This window comes from Ferrimonas sp. SCSIO 43195 (assembly GCF_023716685.1).
GTDB lineage: Bacteria > Pseudomonadota > Gammaproteobacteria > Enterobacterales > Shewanellaceae > Ferrimonas > Ferrimonas kyonanensis.
In genome coordinates this window covers 1,555,466-1,573,658 of record NZ_CP072679.1, presented here as the reverse complement: position 1 = coordinate 1,573,658, position 18,193 = coordinate 1,555,466, and the positions used below count along the sequence as shown (strand labels likewise).

The following is an 18,193-nucleotide window of genomic DNA, read 5'->3' as shown; positions in this document are numbered from 1 at the left end:
GGTATCCTAGCGCCCTCACTGCAACCGACTTAGCTCTTATATGCCTCAACTGACACAACCTGGACACGCCGATCTGCACCGCTGGCTAGAAGCCTTGCAGGTGGAATTTTACCTGTGTGGCGCCTGCGACGGCTTTCACCTGACCCGCCTTCAGGAGTGCCCCGGAGTATTTGACAGCAAGCTGGAACTGGCTGAAGACCAGAGCCTGATCCAGTTCAGTACCTCGATGGAACTGCGTCCGGCGGCGCTGTTTAAGCTACACAGTGAGTTGGGCGAACTTAACCAGCGCTTCGGTGATCTGAAACTGTTTATCGAACTGCTGGATGATACCCTGCCGAAACTGATCATCAGCGCCCAGGTGCGTACCGCCGCCGGCCTGAGCGAAGCCCAGTTCAACGATTTTGTCAGCCATCACAGCCAGCAACTCCAGACCCTGCTGGCCTGGGTGCATGAGCAAGGCTATGCGCTGCTGGAGGGGGACGACGACGAGTTGCCGGCCGAGATCGAGATTGAGCTGGGTCAACAGCATCAGCTTCACTGACCCGGCGTTCAACCACAAAAAAAGGCTCCCCAGGGAGCCTTTTTTGGTTGCCGGCAGAGTTAGCTGATCTTCGCTGCCACCAGCGCCTTGCCGGCGTCGTTGGCCAACCGCAAACCCTCGCCATCGCGCTCGATGGTGCCAGTGCAGGGCATCAGCACCGGACGCTGAAACTGGAAACTGGCCTGAGTCAACGGCTCGTTAACGCTGGCCAGCATCTTGGCCACCAGGTACATGCCGTGAGCGATAGGGGCGTCAAAACCGAACGGCTTGGCGGTCAGACGATGCAGGTGGATAGGGTTGTAATCGCCGGAGATCGACGCATATCGCCGAGCATCAGCCTCTTCCAGCGCAATCTGGCCAATCGCCTTCCAATCGTAAGCGATCTTGGGTTCACGGGCAGGGCGTCCGCGTTTACGCGGCCCATCCAGCTTCAACAGGCAGCGGCTGACATAACGGGCCACGCACTGACCGGCCACATAAAATTCGCCAATCAACTCAAACTCCAGTCCCTTGATGGTTTCCTGCTGATCACCGACCTTCAGGGTGAAGTCGTAGTCCTGATCCAGGCTCAGGGGCTGCAACAGCTCGAAGCTGACGCCGAGGTGAATCATGCCGAGGGGTTTCACCGGCACATCTCGCTGAATCAATAGCATCAACTGCACCGGCTGAGTGGCCACAAACAGGTAGCTCAGCGGCAGGCTGCCCGAGGCGAACCCACAAAAGGCGTTGTACTTCTCCAGCTTGCTTTGATCGAATCGAAACCCGGTAATCTCGATGGCCTTTTCAGGCAATTCTGCAGGCACGGCGCGCTTCATAATGGCGCGGGCAATCAGGGGGATCGAAGCAGGGATCTGGTTAGCATGGTATTGAAGCACGGCGTTTCCTTGAGGGGGCATAACAATGCCTGACAGTTGAATCTACAACCCACTAGGATACCGATTTTCCCGGACCACATGGACAGACCAGTATGAATTCAGGGGCTAACGCCCCGTCAAAATGCGCGATGAGCCGCTAAATTCTTCAGCTTGGCCATGCTGGCTTCATTCAGGGACAAGCGGTCTTCCGCCTGCTCCTGCATCCAGTCAAACATCGCCTTCACCGCGGGGGTGTCTTTGCGATCCGGATGACAGACCATGTAATAGCGTTGGCCTGCGGGCACGAACGACTCTATCGGCACCACCAGGTTACCGGCCTCCACCTGAGGGGCGACCATGTTCCAACGACCAATGGCGACCCCTTGTCCGGACATGGCCGCCCGGTACGACAGATCGGCCCGGTTAAACACGAAACCGCGATCCACCGACAATCCGTCAATCTCTGCCAGGCGAGCCCAGTACTGCCATTCGGTATAAAAACCGGAGCCCTGCCAGGCGGTCTCATCGTGCAACAGCAAACAGTCGGCCAGCTTGCCCGGGTTGTTCCACAGGTCGTGGTTGTCGGCGTACTCCTTGCTGCACACCGGAACCAGGCTCTCCTCCATCAAATCTTTACCGAACAGACCGGCACTGAGGTGATCGGAGTAGTAGACGGCAATGTCCACCGACTCGTGCTGAAAATCCGTGGCCCGAGACTGGGCGCGCACCTGCAGCGTCAGGCGGGGGTATTTACTGTGCAAATCCCCCAGTCGCTCCGCCAGCCAACAGCGGGCGAAGCTGTGGGGCACGGCGATGCTCAGAGTGGAGGAAAAATCCTGCTGCTTCAGGTCCCGAATGGCGATCTCCAGCCCCCCCAGAGACTGATCCAGCTCCGCCAGCAGCCCGGCGCCCTGCTCGGTCAATTGCAGCCGACGGTTAAAGCGCAGGAACAGCTTGAATCCCAGCTGCTCTTCCAGTTTCTTGATGCGATGACTGACCGCAGATTGGGTCAGGTACAGCTCTTCCGCCGCTTTGGTGAAGCTCAGGTGGCGAGCCGCACACTCGAAACAGTGCAAAGATGACAATATGGCGCCGTTCAGCATACCGACCTCGGATTAATATGATTAATTCGAGGATAATAATAATTCGTTGGTCGACATTGGCAAGGCTAAGTAGTATCAACCCATCGACAGCGGGACAGGGCTCACAAAACAAGTGTGTGTGCCCATCGAGTTAGCGCTTAGACATCCCAGTCGAATGCGGCCTTTCGATGCTCCCTTACCTTTCGAAAGGCCGTAACATATTGCACTCTGAGCGGCAATGGAATGCCAGCAGAGTCGCAATAACCTCGCCCCGCCTTACCCCTTGCTGTTTACTAAATCATCAAAACAACCTAAGCCAGATTAAATCCATTCACCTCAAGATGTGATGGTGATCGATTTTTCATCAGCGCCAACCCCGGCGTGGTCACCTTTTAACCAGTCAAAATCTGATGCAGGGCTTCCAACGGATGCCGTGGCCGCTGCTGTTGATAACGTTTAACCTGGGAACGGCAAGAGTAGCCTGATACCAACACCTCTTCGCTGGAGGCCTCAATGGCCGGCTGCCACGACAAGCGGTACAAATCCTGGGAAATCTGCAGATTTGACTGCTCATGGCCAAAGGTACCTGCCATACCGCAACAGCCGCTGTTCTGGTTGTGTAACCGCGCGCCGAAATGGGCAAACACCTGTTGCCACTGGGCCACCGCCTGCGGCCGCAGACTATTCTCGGTACAGTGGGTCATCAACCTGAAACTCAGGCCACTGCTGGCCCGCTCCGGCCAGCGCTGCAACTGGGTCACCAGAAACTCATTGAGCAGCCAGACTTTAAAGTCACCCCTGGCCTCTCCCAGCACCTGATCGTACTCATCCCGGTAAGTCAGCACCAACGCCGGGTCCACCCCCAGCAGAGTCACACCGTAGCTGGCTACCCGGTTTAAACAACGGGCACCCCGAGCGGCGGTAACCGCAAACCGATCCATAAAGCCTTTGATGTGCTGTGGCTTGCCATTGGCAATAAAGTCCATCACCCGCACCCGGTAGCCTAACTGCTGCAGCAACTCGGCGGCCTTGACCACCACCTCGGCATCGTAATAACTGGTGAAGGGATCCTGCACCAGCACCACGGTGTTGGTTCGCTCCTGCTCCGACAGTTGAGCCAGCTCTGCCTCATCCAGACGCAGCGACGGTGGCAGACGCTGTGCCAGCGGTGGTACCGACAGCGCCGGCGTATCCACATAACCAAACAGGCGTTGCGCCATCCAGGCAGACAGCGGGTTCTGGGTCAGGCGATTCACCAGTCTCGGCGCCTTGGCCATCCACACCAGGGCCCCTTCGATGCCAGCTACCAGGTGGTCCTTGGCCGGACGCAGGTAACGCTTGTGATACAGATGCAAAAACTCGGCCCGAAAACTGGGCACATCCACCTTAACCGGACAGCCGCCAGAGCAGGCTTTACAGGCCAGGCAGGTTTGCATCGCCTCATACACCTCCACCGAGAAGTCGTCTTGCTTATGACGGCTCAGGGTCGCCTTAATCCGTGACCGCAGTGACGCCATCGGCACCGATTTCAGGTTGGCGGTATCCACCCCGTCGTTGGCCAGCAGCCGCAACCATTCACGCATCAGGGTGGCCCGCCCCTTAGGCGACCACACCCGGTTACCGGTGACCTTATAGGAGGGGCACATGGGGCTGTTGCGGTTGTAGTCGAAACACAGGCCATTGCCGTTGCAACTGATGGCTTTATCAAACTGAGCCCGTCCCTCGACCGCGATCTGGCGGTCAAAGCTGCCCCGTTTGATCTCGTCGATGCTGTACAGATTCGACTCGCTCTGCAGCGGCGCACAGATCTTGCCAGGATTGAGTTTATTGTCGGGATCGAACCAGCCTTTTATCCGGCGTAGGTCATCAAACAACTCGCCAAACACCGCCGGGCCATATTCGGAGCGCACTCCTCGCCCATGCTCGCCCCACATCAGGCCACCGTACTTTCGAGTCAGGGCCGCCACTTCATCGGAGACCTGACGCAACAGGACTTCGTCGGCGGGATCGCACATGTCCAGCGCCGGGCGCACATGCAGCACCCCGGCATCCACATGCCCAAACATGCCATAGCGAAGCTGGTGACCGTCCAGCAGCGCCCGAAACTCCATGATAAAGTCGGCCAACTGCTCCGGCGGCACCGCGGTATCCTCGGCAAAGGCGATGGGTTTACGGGCCCCCTTGGCGTTGCCCAAAAGTCCCACCGCTTTCTTACGCATCTGGTACACCCGGGCGATCTCGGCCGCCTGATCGCACAGGCGATAGCCCAGCACGCCATTGCCTTTACCGGACAACGCCGCGATCAACTGCTGCACCTTGGCGTCGACCTCATCGGCACTGCCGGCAAACTCCACCATGTTGATGCCGGCCATGGCGGCGTCAAAGGCGTTGGGCACCAACTCGCCCACCGAGTGCCAGATGACGTCCTCCTTGGCCAGTCCCAGTACCGTGGAATCGATGGTTTCCACCGCCGTGGCCTCAGCCTGAACCAGGCTGGGCGCATGCCGCAGCGCCGACTCGAAGCTGTCGTAACTGATGTTCACCAGCCGGCGCTGGGCCGGAATCGGAGTCAGATCAACCTTGGCACTGACGACAAAGGCCAGGGTGCCTTCACTGCCGCACAACAGTCGGGTCAGATCCAGCACGTCGGTGTCGGCATCATAGACGTGGCGCAGATCATAGCCGGTCAGGAAGCGGTTAAGCTCGGGAAAGGTATCGCGGATCTGGGATTGCTTCTGCTGGCACAGTGCCAACACCGCCTCCGCCAGCTGGCGGGCGCGACCCCCGAGGGCAGCCCGCGCCTCGGCATCCCAGGGTCCAGTCTCCAGCAGCGAACCATCGTCCAGCACGGCGGTGATCCCCAGCACATGATCCGAGGTTTTGCCGTATACCAACGAGCCCGCGCCGGAGGCGTCGGTGCTGATCATTCCCCCCAAGGTGGCGCGGTTGGAGGTAGACAGATCCGGAGAGAAAAACAGACCGTGAGGCCGCAGGGCATCGTTGAGCGCGTCTTTGACCACCCCGCTTTCCACCACGGCGGTGCGGCCGCTGGGGTCGATGTGCCGAACCTGGTCGAAATAGCGGCTGGTATCCACCACCACCCCAAAGTTCAGGCTCTGGCCATTGGTGCCGGTGCCGCCGCCACGAGGGGCAAAATGGATCTGCCGAAACGCCGGCGCCTGAGCCAGGGTCATGAGCAGTTGCAGATCGCCGCAATCTTTGGGGAAGACCACCGCCTGCGGTAGGAATTGATAGACGCTGTTGTCCACCGCCATGCTCAGGCGGGTGCCATAGCGGGCGTCAATATCGCCTTTGAATCCCTGTTGGAAAAGCTGCTCTAAGTAATTTTTATAATGCGCATCGAGTCCTTGCGCCGTCAGCAATGCTGGGATCATTCGACTGCCTGTCCCTGTGGTGCGAAAGTGTCCCCCATGATAATAAAAAAGGGGCCGCTTTAGCAGCGGCCCCTTAAGTTATCTTAGAATTTACCAGACTTATTTCTTAGGCAAGGTCTTGCCCAGGTACAGCCAGGTTTCGATAACGGTGTCTGGGTTCAGGGACACCGAGTCGATGCCCTCCTCCGCCAGCCAGGCGGCGAAGTCTTCGTGATCCGAAGGACCCTGACCGCAGATGCCCACGTACTTGCCACGAGCCTTGGCCGCTTGAATGGCCATGGACAGCAGTTTCTTGATCGATGGGTCACGCTCATCGAACAGGTGGCTGATGATACCGGAGTCGCGATCCAGACCCAGACCCAGCTGAGTCATGTCGTTGGAACCGATGGAGAATCCATCGAAGTGATCCAGGAACTGGTCTGCCAACAGGGCGTTGGAAGGCAGTTCGCACATCATCTGCACCTTCAGACCCTCTTCGCCACGTACCAGGCCGTTTTTACCCAGCTCGGCAATTACGCCCTCGGCTTCACCCAGAGTCCGGACGAATGGAATCATGATTTCTACGTTGGTCAGGCCCATCTCACCGCGAACCCGCTTAATCGCTTCGCACTCGAGGGCGAAACAATCGCGGAAGCTGTCATCGATGTAACGGGACGCGCCGCGGAAGCCCAGCATTGGGTTTTCTTCTTCAGGCTCGTAACGCTCACCGCCGACCAGGTTGGCGTATTCGTTAGACTTAAAGTCAGACAGGCGCACAATCACCCGCTTCGGGAACACCGAGGCGGCGATGCAGGCCACGCCTTCCGCCAGACGCGCGGTGTAGAACTCAACCGGGTTGTCGTAACCGGCCATCAGTTCGTCGATTTCCGCCTTCACCTCGGCTTCCTGAACGTCGTAGTTCAGCAGCGCCTTCGGGTGCACGCCGATCATGCGGTTAATGATGAACTCCAGACGCGCCAGGCCAATGCCTTCGTTAGGCAGGCGACCGAAATCGAAGGCACGATCCGGGTTACCCACGTTCATCATGATCTTCATGGGCAGTTCAGGCAGGTCGTCCACCCGAGAGGAGGTCAGGGAGAAGTCCAGTTTGCCGGTGTAGATGAAGCCGGTGTCGCCTTCGGCGCAGGACACGGTCACTTCACTGCCGTTTTCAATCTTATCGGTCGCATCGCCACAGCCTACAACCGCAGGAATGCCCAGCTCACGGGCGATGATTGCCGCGTGACAGGTACGGCCGCCACGGTTGGTCACGATGGCACTGGCACGCTTCATGATCGGCTCCCAATCCGGGTCGGTCATGTCGGTAACCAGTACGTCACCCGGTTGAATCTTGTCCATCTCTTCGATGGAGTCCAGTACCTTGGCGGTACCGGCGCCGATCTTATGCCCAATGGCACGGCCTTCACAGACCACGTCACTGCTGCCTTCCAGGGTGTAGCGCTCCATCACCTGAGCGTCTTCATTGGAGCGAACGGTTTCAGGACGGGCCTGTACGATGTACAGCTTGCCATCGATGCCGTCTTTGGCCCACTCGATGTCCATTGGACGACCGTAGTGCTTCTCGATGATCACCGCCTGCTTGGCCAGTTCCAGCACCTCTTCATCGGTAACGGAAAACTGCTTCTGCAGACCGGCGTCCACATCGACAATCTCAACCTGCTTACCGTGAGCCTCGTCACCAGAGTAGATCATCTGCACCAGTTTGGAGCCCAGGTTGCGACGCAACACGGCTTTGTGACCGGACAACAGCGTTGGCTTATGCACGTAAAATTCATCAGGGTTAACCGCACCCTGCACCACCATCTCGCCCAGACCGTAAGCAGAGGTCACGAAGACCACATCCTCATGGCCAGACTCGGTGTCGATGGAGAACATCACACCGGATGAGGCTTTATCGGAGCGAACCATGCGCTGAATACCGGCAGACAGCGCCACACCACGATGGTCGTAACCCTGGTGTACACGGTAGGAGATGGCTCGGTCATTAAACAGTGATGCGAATACGTGTTTGATGGCGACCATGATCGCATCGATGCCACGTACGTTCAGGAAGGTTTCCTGCTGGCCGGCGAATGACGCGTCCGGCATGTCTTCGGCGGTTGCAGAGGAGCGTACGGCGAAAGACGCATCTTCGCTGCCACCCTGATTCAGTTCTGTGTAAGCCTCAGTGATGGCCGCTTCCAGGGCAGGCTGGAACGGGGTATCAATAATCCACTGACGAATCTCCGCACCGGCTTTTGCCAGGGCATTCACGTCGTCCACGTCGAGGGTGTCCAGAACGGTATGAATCTTCTCGTTCAGGCCACTTTGCTCCAGGAATTCGTCATAGGCTTCAGCCGTGGTCGCATAACCACCTGGAACCTGCACACCCGCGTTCGCCAGGTTGCTGATCATCTCGCCGAGAGAGGCATTCTTACCGCCAACTCGGTTGACGTCGTTCATGCCAAGTTCCTGATACCAGAGTACGTATTGGGTCACTGTTCTGTCCTCACAACCTCAGATTTATTATATGCCCCTTCCTAAGGGGTCGCTGGCATCATACACTTCCCCCCAAGTAGCGCAAAAGCCTAATTATTCTGTAATTTTATTACTACAAGAGGCCTGTATGACCCGCAAAGTATTCTACATTTCTGATGGCACAGCGATTACTGCTGAGATATTTGGACATGCTGTTTTATCGCAATTTCCAGTTGATTTTGAGCAGAAGACCATCCCTTTTGTTGAAACTCTAGTGAAAGCTGAGGAAGTCAGAAACTTAATTAATGATTGTTTTATTACAACGGGCGAACGGCCATTAATCTTCCATTCCATTGTTAATCCAGAGATTCGTGCCATCATCTACTCCTCCGAGGGCCTGGACTACGACTTTCTCAATACCTTCGTGGCACCACTGGAACAGCAACTGGGGATCAAGGCCGAGCCCAAGGCGCACCGAACCCACAGCATCGCCAACGACTCCTACGATGCCCGTATCGACGCCATTCACTACGCCATGGATAACGATGACGGTGTCACCCTGAAGAATCTGGAGGAAGCGGATGTGATTCTGGTGGGCGTCTCCCGCTGCGGCAAGACCCCATCCAGCCTCTACCTGTCGATGCAGTTTGGCATCAAGGCGGCTAACTACCCCTTCATTGCCGAAGACATGGAGAACCTGAAACTGCCGACTGAGCTGAAAAAACACAAGAAGAAGCTGTTTGGCCTAACCATCAACCCTCAGCGTCTGCAGGAGATTCGTCAGTCACGGCTGGCCGACTCCAAATACGCCTCGGCACGTCAGTGCCGCATGGAGATCAAAGAGGTGGAGTTTCTGTTTAAGAAAGAGCGCATTCCCTTCCTCAATACCACCAATAACTCGGTGGAAGAGATTGCGACGAAAATCCTGTCAAAGACCGGATTGGAAAGAAGTATGTTCTGAACCATCAAACCGCCACCGGAGCCAACGGGCTCCGGTGGCGAATTCCATTAATGCTTGTGTTCCGGATAGTAACCGGCCAAGCCTTCGATGGCACTGGTCAGCGACTTGGCAAACTTAGGGTCGGCGTTCTGCTTGGCCTTCATGGCGGCCACAATCACCGCATGATGATCCATTAACCGCTTCTGGTAATCCTTCTGGCTGCTCTTGACCCGTTGAGTCAAGAAATAATCGCTAATGGTCTCGATCACCTTCTGGGCGTGTTGTTCTTTATTCATCACCCACCGCACCATCTGATTCTGCGACTGGGCATCGCTCTTGCCACTGAGCTCGGCCATCATCGCGGTGGCTTTGGCCACCGTCGCCGCATCCTCCAACATCTGTTTTACCCGGGCATGATCATCGTAAATGCCACAAGGCACCTGACAATGAGACCAGGCCAGCGGTGACATCAGCCCCAGGCACAGGCTCAGCAACACCATCATCTTTTTCATCGTTCGTCTCCTTTTTCCATGCAGTGAGAGAGCCAGGCACCAAAGAGCAACCTCTTCAAACCCGTGCCTTTTTACTCTCCCGAAACCGAATTCCCTTTGCAGTATGGCTTGCCAGCGCCGGGTCTGCCGAAAAAACACCCTCATTCCCGCTGTCCTGTTCATGTCGGCATTACCACGGCACCAGCCCGGCTCAATTCAGCTCCACCACACCGTGAATGTCACCCGTCTGAGCTTCGACCAGCTAGCCTAGCACGTCGCCCCTGAGACTGGCCGCGTCACTGACAGGCAGAGCGACAGGGTCAAACCGCATCAGCTTGCCGCTGTCGCTGCTCCCGACCAGTGGCATCAAACCCAGGCCGATCAAAAGCCGTCTTGCCAATGACACATCAACACTCCTCTGTTGGTTCATAGCTCATTGGCGAGGCACCGCTCATCCGTGCATTTGTTTGCCAAATCTACTGCGACCACTTTTCACAACCGTTGGCTGCTTTGCTTTCATATCAATTTAATAGAACTACAAAGCGCACACAAATCAGACGAAAACCTCCCAAGTCTGTACATTCTACCACCATCCCGACAGACACTAACGCTCCCCGGGCCAGCTGCGACGGTCGTCTTTGCCAATAAGGCGGTCACCCCAGGCCTGGGAGCCTTTGCATCAACGAATGAAAATCAGTACCATCCGCCGAAATGAAAATAGTTATCACTCAAGAGCTCGTGTGCCTAAGACCAACGCCTCGTCCGGCAAGCTAATCGCTTACCGAATTTTCCTCGCTTTCATCGTCGGCTTTGCCGTGATTAACAGCATCGGCATCCTGTTATCGCTGCTGCTCCCCGGCGACCGCCTGACCAACATCAGTTGGATTAACCTGCTGGCGTTTTTGGCCTTTACCGCCCTCATCATGTGGGTGTTTCATGAACCGTCACTGAAACGCATCACTCGGGTACTGGTGTCGCTGCTGATCTCCAGCGCCCTGATTTCTGCGGCGGTGGTGCTATGAACGGCTTCAGAAAGTCCATGGGCGGGCTGCACACCTGGGCTGGAATACTCTTCTGCTGGGTCATGTACTTTATGTTTGTTACCGGCACCCTGGGCTACTTCGATGATGAGATCGACCTGTGGATGCAACCCGAACGCAGTGCTCACATCGATGCCCCGTTTGAGCGACGTGTCGAAGCCAGTTACCGCTACCTCAATGAGCACGCACAAGGGGCCGAGTATTGGTACCTGTTCCCCGCCGGCGGGCGCCACGCCACCGCTCCAGAAGTCTCCTGGCGCCTGCCCCCATCAGAGCAGCCTCAGCCCCGGCGGTTTCGAAAACAGATCGACGCCATTGACGGTGGCGAGTTGCATCAGCCGGCCCGAGAGACCGGTGGCGGCCAACTGCTGTATAAGATGCACTACAAGTTGCATTATCTGGACAGAACCATCGCCTTCTACTTTATCGGCGTGGTCACCGTGGTGATGTTTCTGACGGTGGTGACCGGCGTCGTCATTCATCGTAAGTTCTTTGCCGAGATGTTCACCTTTCGTCCCCATAAAGGCCTGCGTTCCACTCTGGATCTGCACAACCTGCTCAGCGTATCGTCACTGCCGTTTCACCTGATGATCTCCTACAGCGGTCTGGTATTTATGATCAGCTCACTTCTGCCGCTGATCGGCTTCGGCGGCCTCGGTTTCGATAGAGACATCAGCAAACAGGAGCTGGCCAAACTGCGGTTCCGACCGCAGATCGAACGCAGTGGCCAGGCCGCCCCCCTGCTGCCTGCCGAGCGGCTCACACAATTAATTGCCCGCTACGGCGATGCCGACCGAATTCGCAGCATTCAGATTCAGGCCCCTGGAGATGCCAATGCCCGCATCTACGTGCGTCAATTTGACGGCATTGCCACCCGCTCGGCAACGCTACTGGAGTTTGACGGTGTCAGTGGTGAGCTGTTATCCCAGCGCTCCCCTGCCCATAATTCGGCGGTCGAAGCCGGCCAGATCCTGCTGTCTCTGCACGAAGGTCAGTTTGCCGGACCACTGCTGCGTTGGCTCTACTTTATCGCCGGCCTGGCGGGCGCCGGCATGATCGCTACCGGCGCACTCCATTTCGTGCAAAAACGACGCCTGAAGCAGCGCCAAGCCGGCCCGGCAGCCGGAATACGCCTGGTGGAAAGACTGAATGTGGGCATCCTGGTTGGGTTGCCGATGGCCATCGGCGCTTACTTGATTGCCAACCGGTTATTGCCGCTGGGCCTAGCGGAAAGGGCGGACTGGGAGGCCCACAGCCTGTTTATGGTCTGGGGCCTGGCCCTGATTCATGGCCTGATTCGCTCGCCAAGCAAATCCTGGTCCGAACAACTGGGGCTGGCCGCCGTCACCTGGCTGGCGGTGCCCATCATCAATGCCATGACCACCTCGAAGCACCTGGGTCATACCCTGGCCAGCGGCCAGTGGTTGTACGCCAGCATCGACCTGGGCGCCCTGACGCTGGCGGCAGCCTGCCTGTTCGCCGCCGTGCGGCTGCAGCGGCGGTCACTCTCTGATTCTCGACTGACGGTACACGCTTGATGATCTCCCTGTCGCTGTTCTTACTGATGTTCATCGCCGTCTCGGCCCTGGCGCTGGCCATGCCCAAACACCATCGACAACTCGGGTGGCGCTGGTCGTTGACTCCCCGGCGCCAACGGGCATTGCGGGTTGTGGCAACCGCCGCATTGGGACTGACCCTCGCCGGTCTCACTTCGGTGTACAGCGTTGGCATTGGCCTGACCCTGTTCATGGGGCTGTTGGCGATCGCCATCAAGGCGGTGGCGCTGCTGCTCAGCTTTGGTCCTCCCCGCGGCCGTTCCACTTAAGCCAATGATATTGCGGCGTCCCGCTTAGCCACTCTGCCAACCAAAGCCAGTCATCGAGACTGGCTCGCCTTCATCGACAGCGGCGGGACATCGCTAACCAACCCGGTAGCCAGCTTCAAAGACCGGGGATGCCATCAACCACTTCCCGCGCACCGCCTCAACTGCCAACTCCAAATAAATCAAGGCAAATTCAAAAATAATTCGGAAAAACCGAATCGAAATGCGATTAGAAACGGGTGATTATCACCGCCGACTTTATTTACAGCGTTATAACTAAATAATATTATTGAGCCATGGATAACAAAAACCAATTACTCAATAAATAAAAGGAATGATGATTATGAATCAATTAGTTAATAAGCGGGTTTCGGGCAAAACCATGGCCGGTGCGGCGGTGGCCGTGGCCCTTGGCATACTGTCGCTGTCGACGTTTTACACCGTCGACGAAGGCCATGTCGGCATTGTGAAGCGCTTCGGTGAAGCTCAGCAACAGGTCAATCCAGGGTTGCACTTTAAAATTCCACTGGCCGATCAGGTACAAAAACTGGAGATTCGGACTCGCAAGAACGTCGAAAAGCTCAAAGCCGCCACCCATGAGCAGATGCCGGTGGACATCGATGTCTCCATCAACTGGACGGTGATCCGCTCGGAAGCCTTTGAGCTGTATCGCAACTACGGTGGTCTGGATCAGTTCGAAAACCGCATTCTCGACCCGCGCCTGCGCTCGGCAGCCAAAGATGCCATCGCCCGCTACAAGGCGGAAGAGATTGTTCAGAATCGCGGTCAGGTGATCGGTAAGATCGAAGAGATCGTCATCCAAACCATGAAGGAGTTTCCGGTCAAACTGGACAGCGTTCAAATAGAGAATCTGGGGTTACCGCAGAAATACCTGCAGAGCATCGAAACCAAACAGACCGAAAAAAACCTGGCGGCGGCGGAAAAACACCGCCTGGAGCGCCAAAAACTGGAAGCGATGCGGGAAGTCAACACCGCCGAAGCCAAGCGCGATGCGGAAAAGGCTCGAGCCGACGGTAATGCCTACGCCATCACCACCGAAGCCCAGGCAGAATCGGAGGCGATTCGCATCAAGGGTCTGGCAGAGGCGGAAGCGATGCAAAAGAAGGCCGAAGCCATCAACCAAAGCCCACTGCTGGTGGAGTACGTCCGCGCCCAAAACTGGGACGGCAAGATGCCCTCGACCATGATGGGCGCCGATCAAAACGTGCTGTGGAACATGCAGAGCGTTAAACGCAACCCATAACTCACCCCACCACCGCCGAACCGGCTAGGCCCACCGGCCCGGTTCGGCGGCCATTTCGGCCCATTTATTAACCAACTTGTCGCCCAATGGGTATTGTGCCTTACCTAACGGCCAAGATTCGGTATAATCCGTCAAATTAGTTGCAAACGGTGACCTGTACTCACCCCGTTGTAGGCACGCATGACATTTAAGACCGATGAATTACGGACCACGCTTCTGTGCAAGGTGATTTCCCCTGCCGAGCTGGCCAAAGAGTTTCCCTTATCCGATCCAGCCGCCGAAGCACTGCTCAGTGCCCGTCGCCAGGTTGAGGCCATTCTCAGTGGTGAAGATTCCCGCCTGCTGGTCATTATCGGCCCCTGCTCCATTCACGACGCCGACGCCGCGCTGGATTACGCTAAGCGCCTGGCCGTGTTGCAGAAAGAGCTGGCCGATGACCTGATGATCGTCATGCGTGTGTATTTCGAAAAACCCCGCACCATCGTCGGTTGGAAAGGCCTGATCTCCGATCCGGATCTGGACGGCAGCTTCAGCGCCAACAAGGGCCTGCGTCAGGCACGAAAACTGCTCACCGACATCACCGAATTGAAACTGCCCATCGCCACCGAGTTCCTCGATATGGTCAATGGCCAGTACATCTCCGATCTGATCACCTGGGGCGCCATCGGCGCCCGCACCACCGAAAGTCAGATTCACCGCGAAATGGCATCGGCGTTGTCCTGTCCGGTTGGCTTTAAAAACGGCACCGACGGCGGCATGCAGATCGCCATCGACGCCGTCCGCGCCGCCCGAGTGCCGCACATCTTCTACTCGCCGGACAAAGACGGTCAGATGTCGGTGTACCGCACTCACGGCAACCCCTTCGGACACATCATCCTGCGCGGCGGCAAGTGCCCCAACTACGACGCCGAACACGTCATCGCTGCCAGCAACAAATTGTCTGAAGCGGGCATCAGCCCTCGATTGGTGGTGGACTTTTCCCACGGCAACAGTCAGAAAGATCACCGTCGCCAACTGGATGTGGCCGCCGATGTCATGGCCCAGATGGCACAGCCGCACGGTGGCATGATTGCCGGTATCATGGCGGAGAGTTTCATCAATGAAGGCAACCAGAAAGTGGTCGCCGGCCAACCGCTGACCTATGGTCAGAGCATTACCGACGCTTGCCTGAACTGGCAGGACAGTGAAATCCTGCTCAAAGATTTGGCCAAAGCCAGCCGCGCCAGACGGCGCCGTTGTCCCTGAGGCTGACGCACTCAGATCCGATCAGAAGGGGCCACCACGCGTGCCCCTTTGTTTTTGATTAAAATTTGCATAAAGTAGTGGCACTATAATTACAAGGACCTACGCCACCATGGATCAGCCTGACCGCTCAATCATCATCGCCGACGATCACCCCCTTTTTCGCCAGGCGCTGAAACAGTCATTGAGTCTGTTCATGGCAGACACCCGCTGGCTGGAAGCCGACAGTGCCGACACCCTGGAGCACTGCCTCAACCATCACCCCGACGTTGACCTGATCCTGCTGGATCTGCAGATGCCCGGCAGTCACGGCTACTCGACCCTGATCCACCTGCGCAGCCACCACCCGGCGATTCCGATCATGGTGATCTCTGCCCATGAAGACACCCAAACGGTCGCCAAGGCGATGCACTATGGCGCCCAGGGCTTCATTCCCAAATCGGCCCAGCCTCAACAACTGGCCGATGCGCTGCAGCGGGTTCTGGAGGGCGACATCTACCTGCCTCAAGGTATGGAAAACCTTAGCGAAGCACAGCGAGACGACGACGACATCGGCGCCCGCCTGGCCGAGTTAACCCCGCAGCAGTACCGAGTATTGCAGATGTTTGCCGAAGGCCTGCTCAACAAGCAGATCGCCTATGAACTGGCGGTCTCCGAGGCCACCATCAAAGCCCACGCTACTGCCATCTTTAAAAAGCTCGGCGTGCGCAACCGCACCCAGGCCGTCATCGCCCTGCAGGGACTGGATATGGACAACCGTCCGGTCTGAATCCAACAGCCAGCACCGCGGGCCCGCCGATTGCGGGCCTTTTTGTTCCCCCAAAAAAGCGCAACCAGTAAATACAACACCGAAAAAACCAAAGCTATAACAAGCATTGACAATAGAAGTTATGATTAAATTTCAAATAGTTAAAATGAATTAGCGTTCAAATTGAGATCACACAAAATCAAAAGTGTAAGATTTAATTGCGACTATTTGATCGAGGTCATTCTTTTTTCAGCCTGACTGAGTCCATCATACAGCCATGGTGAATCCGGTGACTCAATCACCCGCAGCACCATAGCTATCCAAGGACATCAGGAAGGCAATGAACCCAGGGGTTTTCTCTCTCCCACCCCCAAGAGCAACGGCTCATCCCCTTCCTGTTCGGCCAGGTCACCGTGCCCGGCCCAACTCGTACAGAGATCAGGAAACACGATATGAGACAACAACTTTTCGCCTGCACCGCCCTGACACTGGCATTTTCCGTTCAGGCCAGCCCCGACCTCGACCGGCTGTACGGCCCGGTAATGCCACCGGCCTACATCAAAGCCTACGAAGTGGACAATCACCACAACATCGCCCTCAACCCCTATCTGCAGGTGGGCAACGATCAGCAACCGCTGATTCTGGATGAGGGGGAAGGCTACGTCTGGGTTATCGACGAAGCGGGCAACTTCATCATTGCACCGGAAGTCACCACCCCTTGGGGCACCAAGTACCCGCAGGGCATGATGCGCATCGAAGATGGAAAACCCAAAAAGTGGGGCTACAAGGAAAAATACGGCCACACGGCACTGACCGGCGGGGCCAAGGCCCGCATTGGCGGTGAGCTGGAGATGGAAAACGGCCAGTGGTACCTCAATAACAAATCTGGCCGCTACAACAAACTGCGCCCGGGACGGACCGAAACGGCACTGCACAACGCCGGCGAAATGCTGATTCGCATTGCACCGCAGATCGACTCGCTCAACTACGAATACCTCAAGGACTACGGTCCGGCCAAACCGGTCTCCATGGCACAGATGGAGGACATCGAATGGCATTACCTCATCGATACCGACTTCTTGTGGGACGGCGAAAGCAAGCAGTTAGGACAACGATTTGTTGACAAAACCCCGTTCATCGACTGGCGTGCCAAGGTGAAATTCAAAGAGGGTTTCTACATGGATACCGAGGACCGGTTCCTCAAGAGCCGTGACGAAATCTTTCGGGTTCGCATGGACGTCAGCAAGGTGCGTAAGTCCAAATTCACCCACAAGCTGCGGGCCGATAGCCTGGATAAACTGCGACCAATGATCAAAGGCGAAGGCGAAGTGGATGTCTCCCTGGGAGGCGATCAGTACAGCCTGTCTACCGACGTCGGCTTTAACATCTTCGAGTTCGATTTCTATGGCGCCAGCAATCAGGAGATCTTCGACTACCTGATGTTTGCCAACCCGAAAGCCTACAAGCAATTGACGCCACTGATGCGCCACGGTGCCAGTAAGGTGCTGAAAACCGACATCATGCGTCAATCCAAGTACAAGGGCTGGATCAACAGCGGTCCGTTCAAAGGCCAGGAAGTAGAGATTCAGATCTGGAAAGCCATCAAGGACCCCGGCCAGTTCGGCAAAAACGGTCAGTATGGCAAGCCCCTGCTGCTGGAGATCGGCTTTGAAGGCAAAACCGCGAACCGGGCCGAGCTAGACAAACTCAATGACTGGCTGTACGCCAAGCTGAAAGCCGCCGGCCTGCTGGCCAAAGACCAGTCCCTGTCAAAAACTGAAATCGCCTTTCAGGTCAGCAACCGCTTTCACGCCAAAGCCAACCCCGCCAAGCCCGCGACCAGCAAACCCGTCGGCATCGCCCAACTGGATGGCACCAAGGCACGCAACCTCGATGGCAGTGTGAACGTTCGTACCGGCAACGACAGTCTGGTGATTGCCGGCAACAGCGCCATCGCCGCCACCGTGTATCAGACCCGCCATCAAGATCACCCTCTGAAGGTCGCCGTCATTGGTGCTAACAAGAACCAGACCCTCGCCAAAGCGACCCTGGTCGGGGCTAAGGATGGACTGTTGGTGGCCGTTGCCACAGGCTCCCGCTATGACACCGCCAAAGAGCGTCAAAAACTGGCCGCCCGCCTCGACGGTGGTAACGCCCTCAAAGGCTATGAGCTGTTGGGCGACAGTGCGGTGAATTACCTCAAACCGGTGATCAAACAACACATCGACACTCAGGCACGAAGCAACCACCTGTACTACTGGGCCGGAACCGAACTTTAACACTCTCATGGACAGGAAGGTGTCCCGCCGGGCACCTT

14 protein-coding genes are annotated in these 18,193 nt (G+C 56.8%); 9 read left to right on the top strand and 5 right to left on the bottom strand.

The window, feature by feature from the left end:
* The first annotated feature begins 40 nt into the window (after nt 1-40).
* Entirely contained in the window at nt 41-541 is a 501-nt protein-coding gene (locus J8Z22_RS07545; RefSeq protein ID WP_051252733.1) for a YbjN domain-containing protein, read from the top strand.
* 59 nt (nt 542-600) lie between these two features.
* On the opposite strand, the gene J8Z22_RS07540 is transcribed toward J8Z22_RS07545, so the two are convergent.
* The 4 genes from J8Z22_RS07540 to ppsA form a co-directional block, all read right to left on the bottom strand.
* On the bottom strand, nt 601-1,416 hold the full coding sequence (locus J8Z22_RS07540; protein WP_028113584.1) for a MaoC/PaaZ C-terminal domain-containing protein: 816 nt from the start codon (nt 1,414-1,416) through the stop codon (nt 601-603).
* Between the two features lie 116 nt (nt 1,417-1,532).
* Entirely contained in the window at nt 1,533-2,498 is a 966-nt protein-coding gene (gene dsdC / locus J8Z22_RS07535; RefSeq protein WP_051252734.1) for a DNA-binding transcriptional regulator DsdC, read from the bottom strand.
* A gap of 371 nt (nt 2,499-2,869) precedes the next feature.
* The gene (locus J8Z22_RS07530) at nt 2,870-5,872 is read right to left on the bottom strand and encodes an FAD-binding and (Fe-S)-binding domain-containing protein (RefSeq protein WP_252009864.1); all 3,003 of its coding nucleotides are present in this window, start codon (nt 5,870-5,872) and stop codon (nt 2,870-2,872) included.
* A gap of 99 nt (nt 5,873-5,971) precedes the next feature.
* Nucleotides 5,972-8,350 carry a phosphoenolpyruvate synthase gene (gene ppsA / locus J8Z22_RS07525; RefSeq protein ID WP_028113586.1) on the bottom strand — a complete coding sequence of 793 codons (2,379 nt, stop codon included), beginning with the start codon at nt 8,348-8,350 and terminating at the stop codon, nt 5,972-5,974.
* A gap of 127 nt (nt 8,351-8,477) precedes the next feature.
* Here ppsA and J8Z22_RS07520 point away from each other — a divergent pair, with 127 nt between their 5' ends.
* Entirely contained in the window at nt 8,478-9,290 is an 813-nt protein-coding gene (locus J8Z22_RS07520; RefSeq protein WP_252009862.1) for a pyruvate, water dikinase regulatory protein, read from the top strand.
* A gap of 47 nt (nt 9,291-9,337) precedes the next feature.
* Here J8Z22_RS07520 and J8Z22_RS07515 read toward each other — a convergent pair whose 3' ends face one another.
* Complete coding sequence (locus tag J8Z22_RS07515; RefSeq protein ID WP_252009860.1) at nt 9,338-9,781, bottom strand: superoxide dismutase, Ni; 444 nt, start codon at nt 9,779-9,781, stop codon at nt 9,338-9,340.
* Between the two features lie 719 nt (nt 9,782-10,500).
* Here J8Z22_RS07515 and J8Z22_RS07510 point away from each other — a divergent pair.
* The 7 genes from J8Z22_RS07510 to J8Z22_RS07480 all read left to right on the top strand — a co-directional run bounded on the left by J8Z22_RS07510 (nt 10,501) and on the right by J8Z22_RS07480 (nt 18,155).
* Nucleotides 10,501-10,782: a hypothetical protein gene (locus J8Z22_RS07510; protein ID WP_252009858.1), complete on the top strand. Its 282-nt coding sequence runs from the start codon at nt 10,501-10,503 to the stop codon at nt 10,780-10,782.
* The gene (locus tag J8Z22_RS07505; RefSeq protein ID WP_252009856.1) at nt 10,779-12,338 is read left to right on the top strand and encodes a PepSY domain-containing protein; all 1,560 of its coding nucleotides are present in this window, start codon (nt 10,779-10,781) and stop codon (nt 12,336-12,338) included. Before J8Z22_RS07510 ends, J8Z22_RS07505 begins: the two co-directional genes overlap by 4 nt.
* Nucleotides 12,338-12,625, top strand: coding sequence for a DUF3325 domain-containing protein (locus J8Z22_RS07500; RefSeq protein ID WP_252010461.1), 288 nt, complete (start codon nt 12,338-12,340; stop codon nt 12,623-12,625). The genes J8Z22_RS07505 and J8Z22_RS07500 overlap by 1 nt, the downstream gene beginning before the upstream one ends.
* 340 nt (nt 12,626-12,965) lie before the next feature.
* On the top strand, nt 12,966-13,886 hold the full coding sequence (locus J8Z22_RS07495; protein WP_371878115.1) for an SPFH domain-containing protein: 921 nt from the start codon (nt 12,966-12,968) through the stop codon (nt 13,884-13,886).
* A gap of 180 nt (nt 13,887-14,066) precedes the next feature.
* Entirely contained in the window at nt 14,067-15,131 is a 1,065-nt protein-coding gene (locus J8Z22_RS07490; RefSeq protein ID WP_028113591.1) for a 3-deoxy-7-phosphoheptulonate synthase, read from the top strand.
* A gap of 109 nt (nt 15,132-15,240) precedes the next feature.
* The gene (locus tag J8Z22_RS07485; RefSeq protein ID WP_252009854.1) at nt 15,241-15,897 is read left to right on the top strand and encodes a response regulator transcription factor; all 657 of its coding nucleotides are present in this window, start codon (nt 15,241-15,243) and stop codon (nt 15,895-15,897) included.
* A 431-nt stretch (nt 15,898-16,328) separates the two neighbouring features.
* Nucleotides 16,329-18,155 (top strand): hypothetical protein, encoded by a 1,827-nt coding sequence (locus tag J8Z22_RS07480; RefSeq protein ID WP_252009852.1) that lies wholly within the window; start codon nt 16,329-16,331, stop codon nt 18,153-18,155.
* The last annotated feature ends 38 nt before the right edge of the window (nt 18,156-18,193 follow it).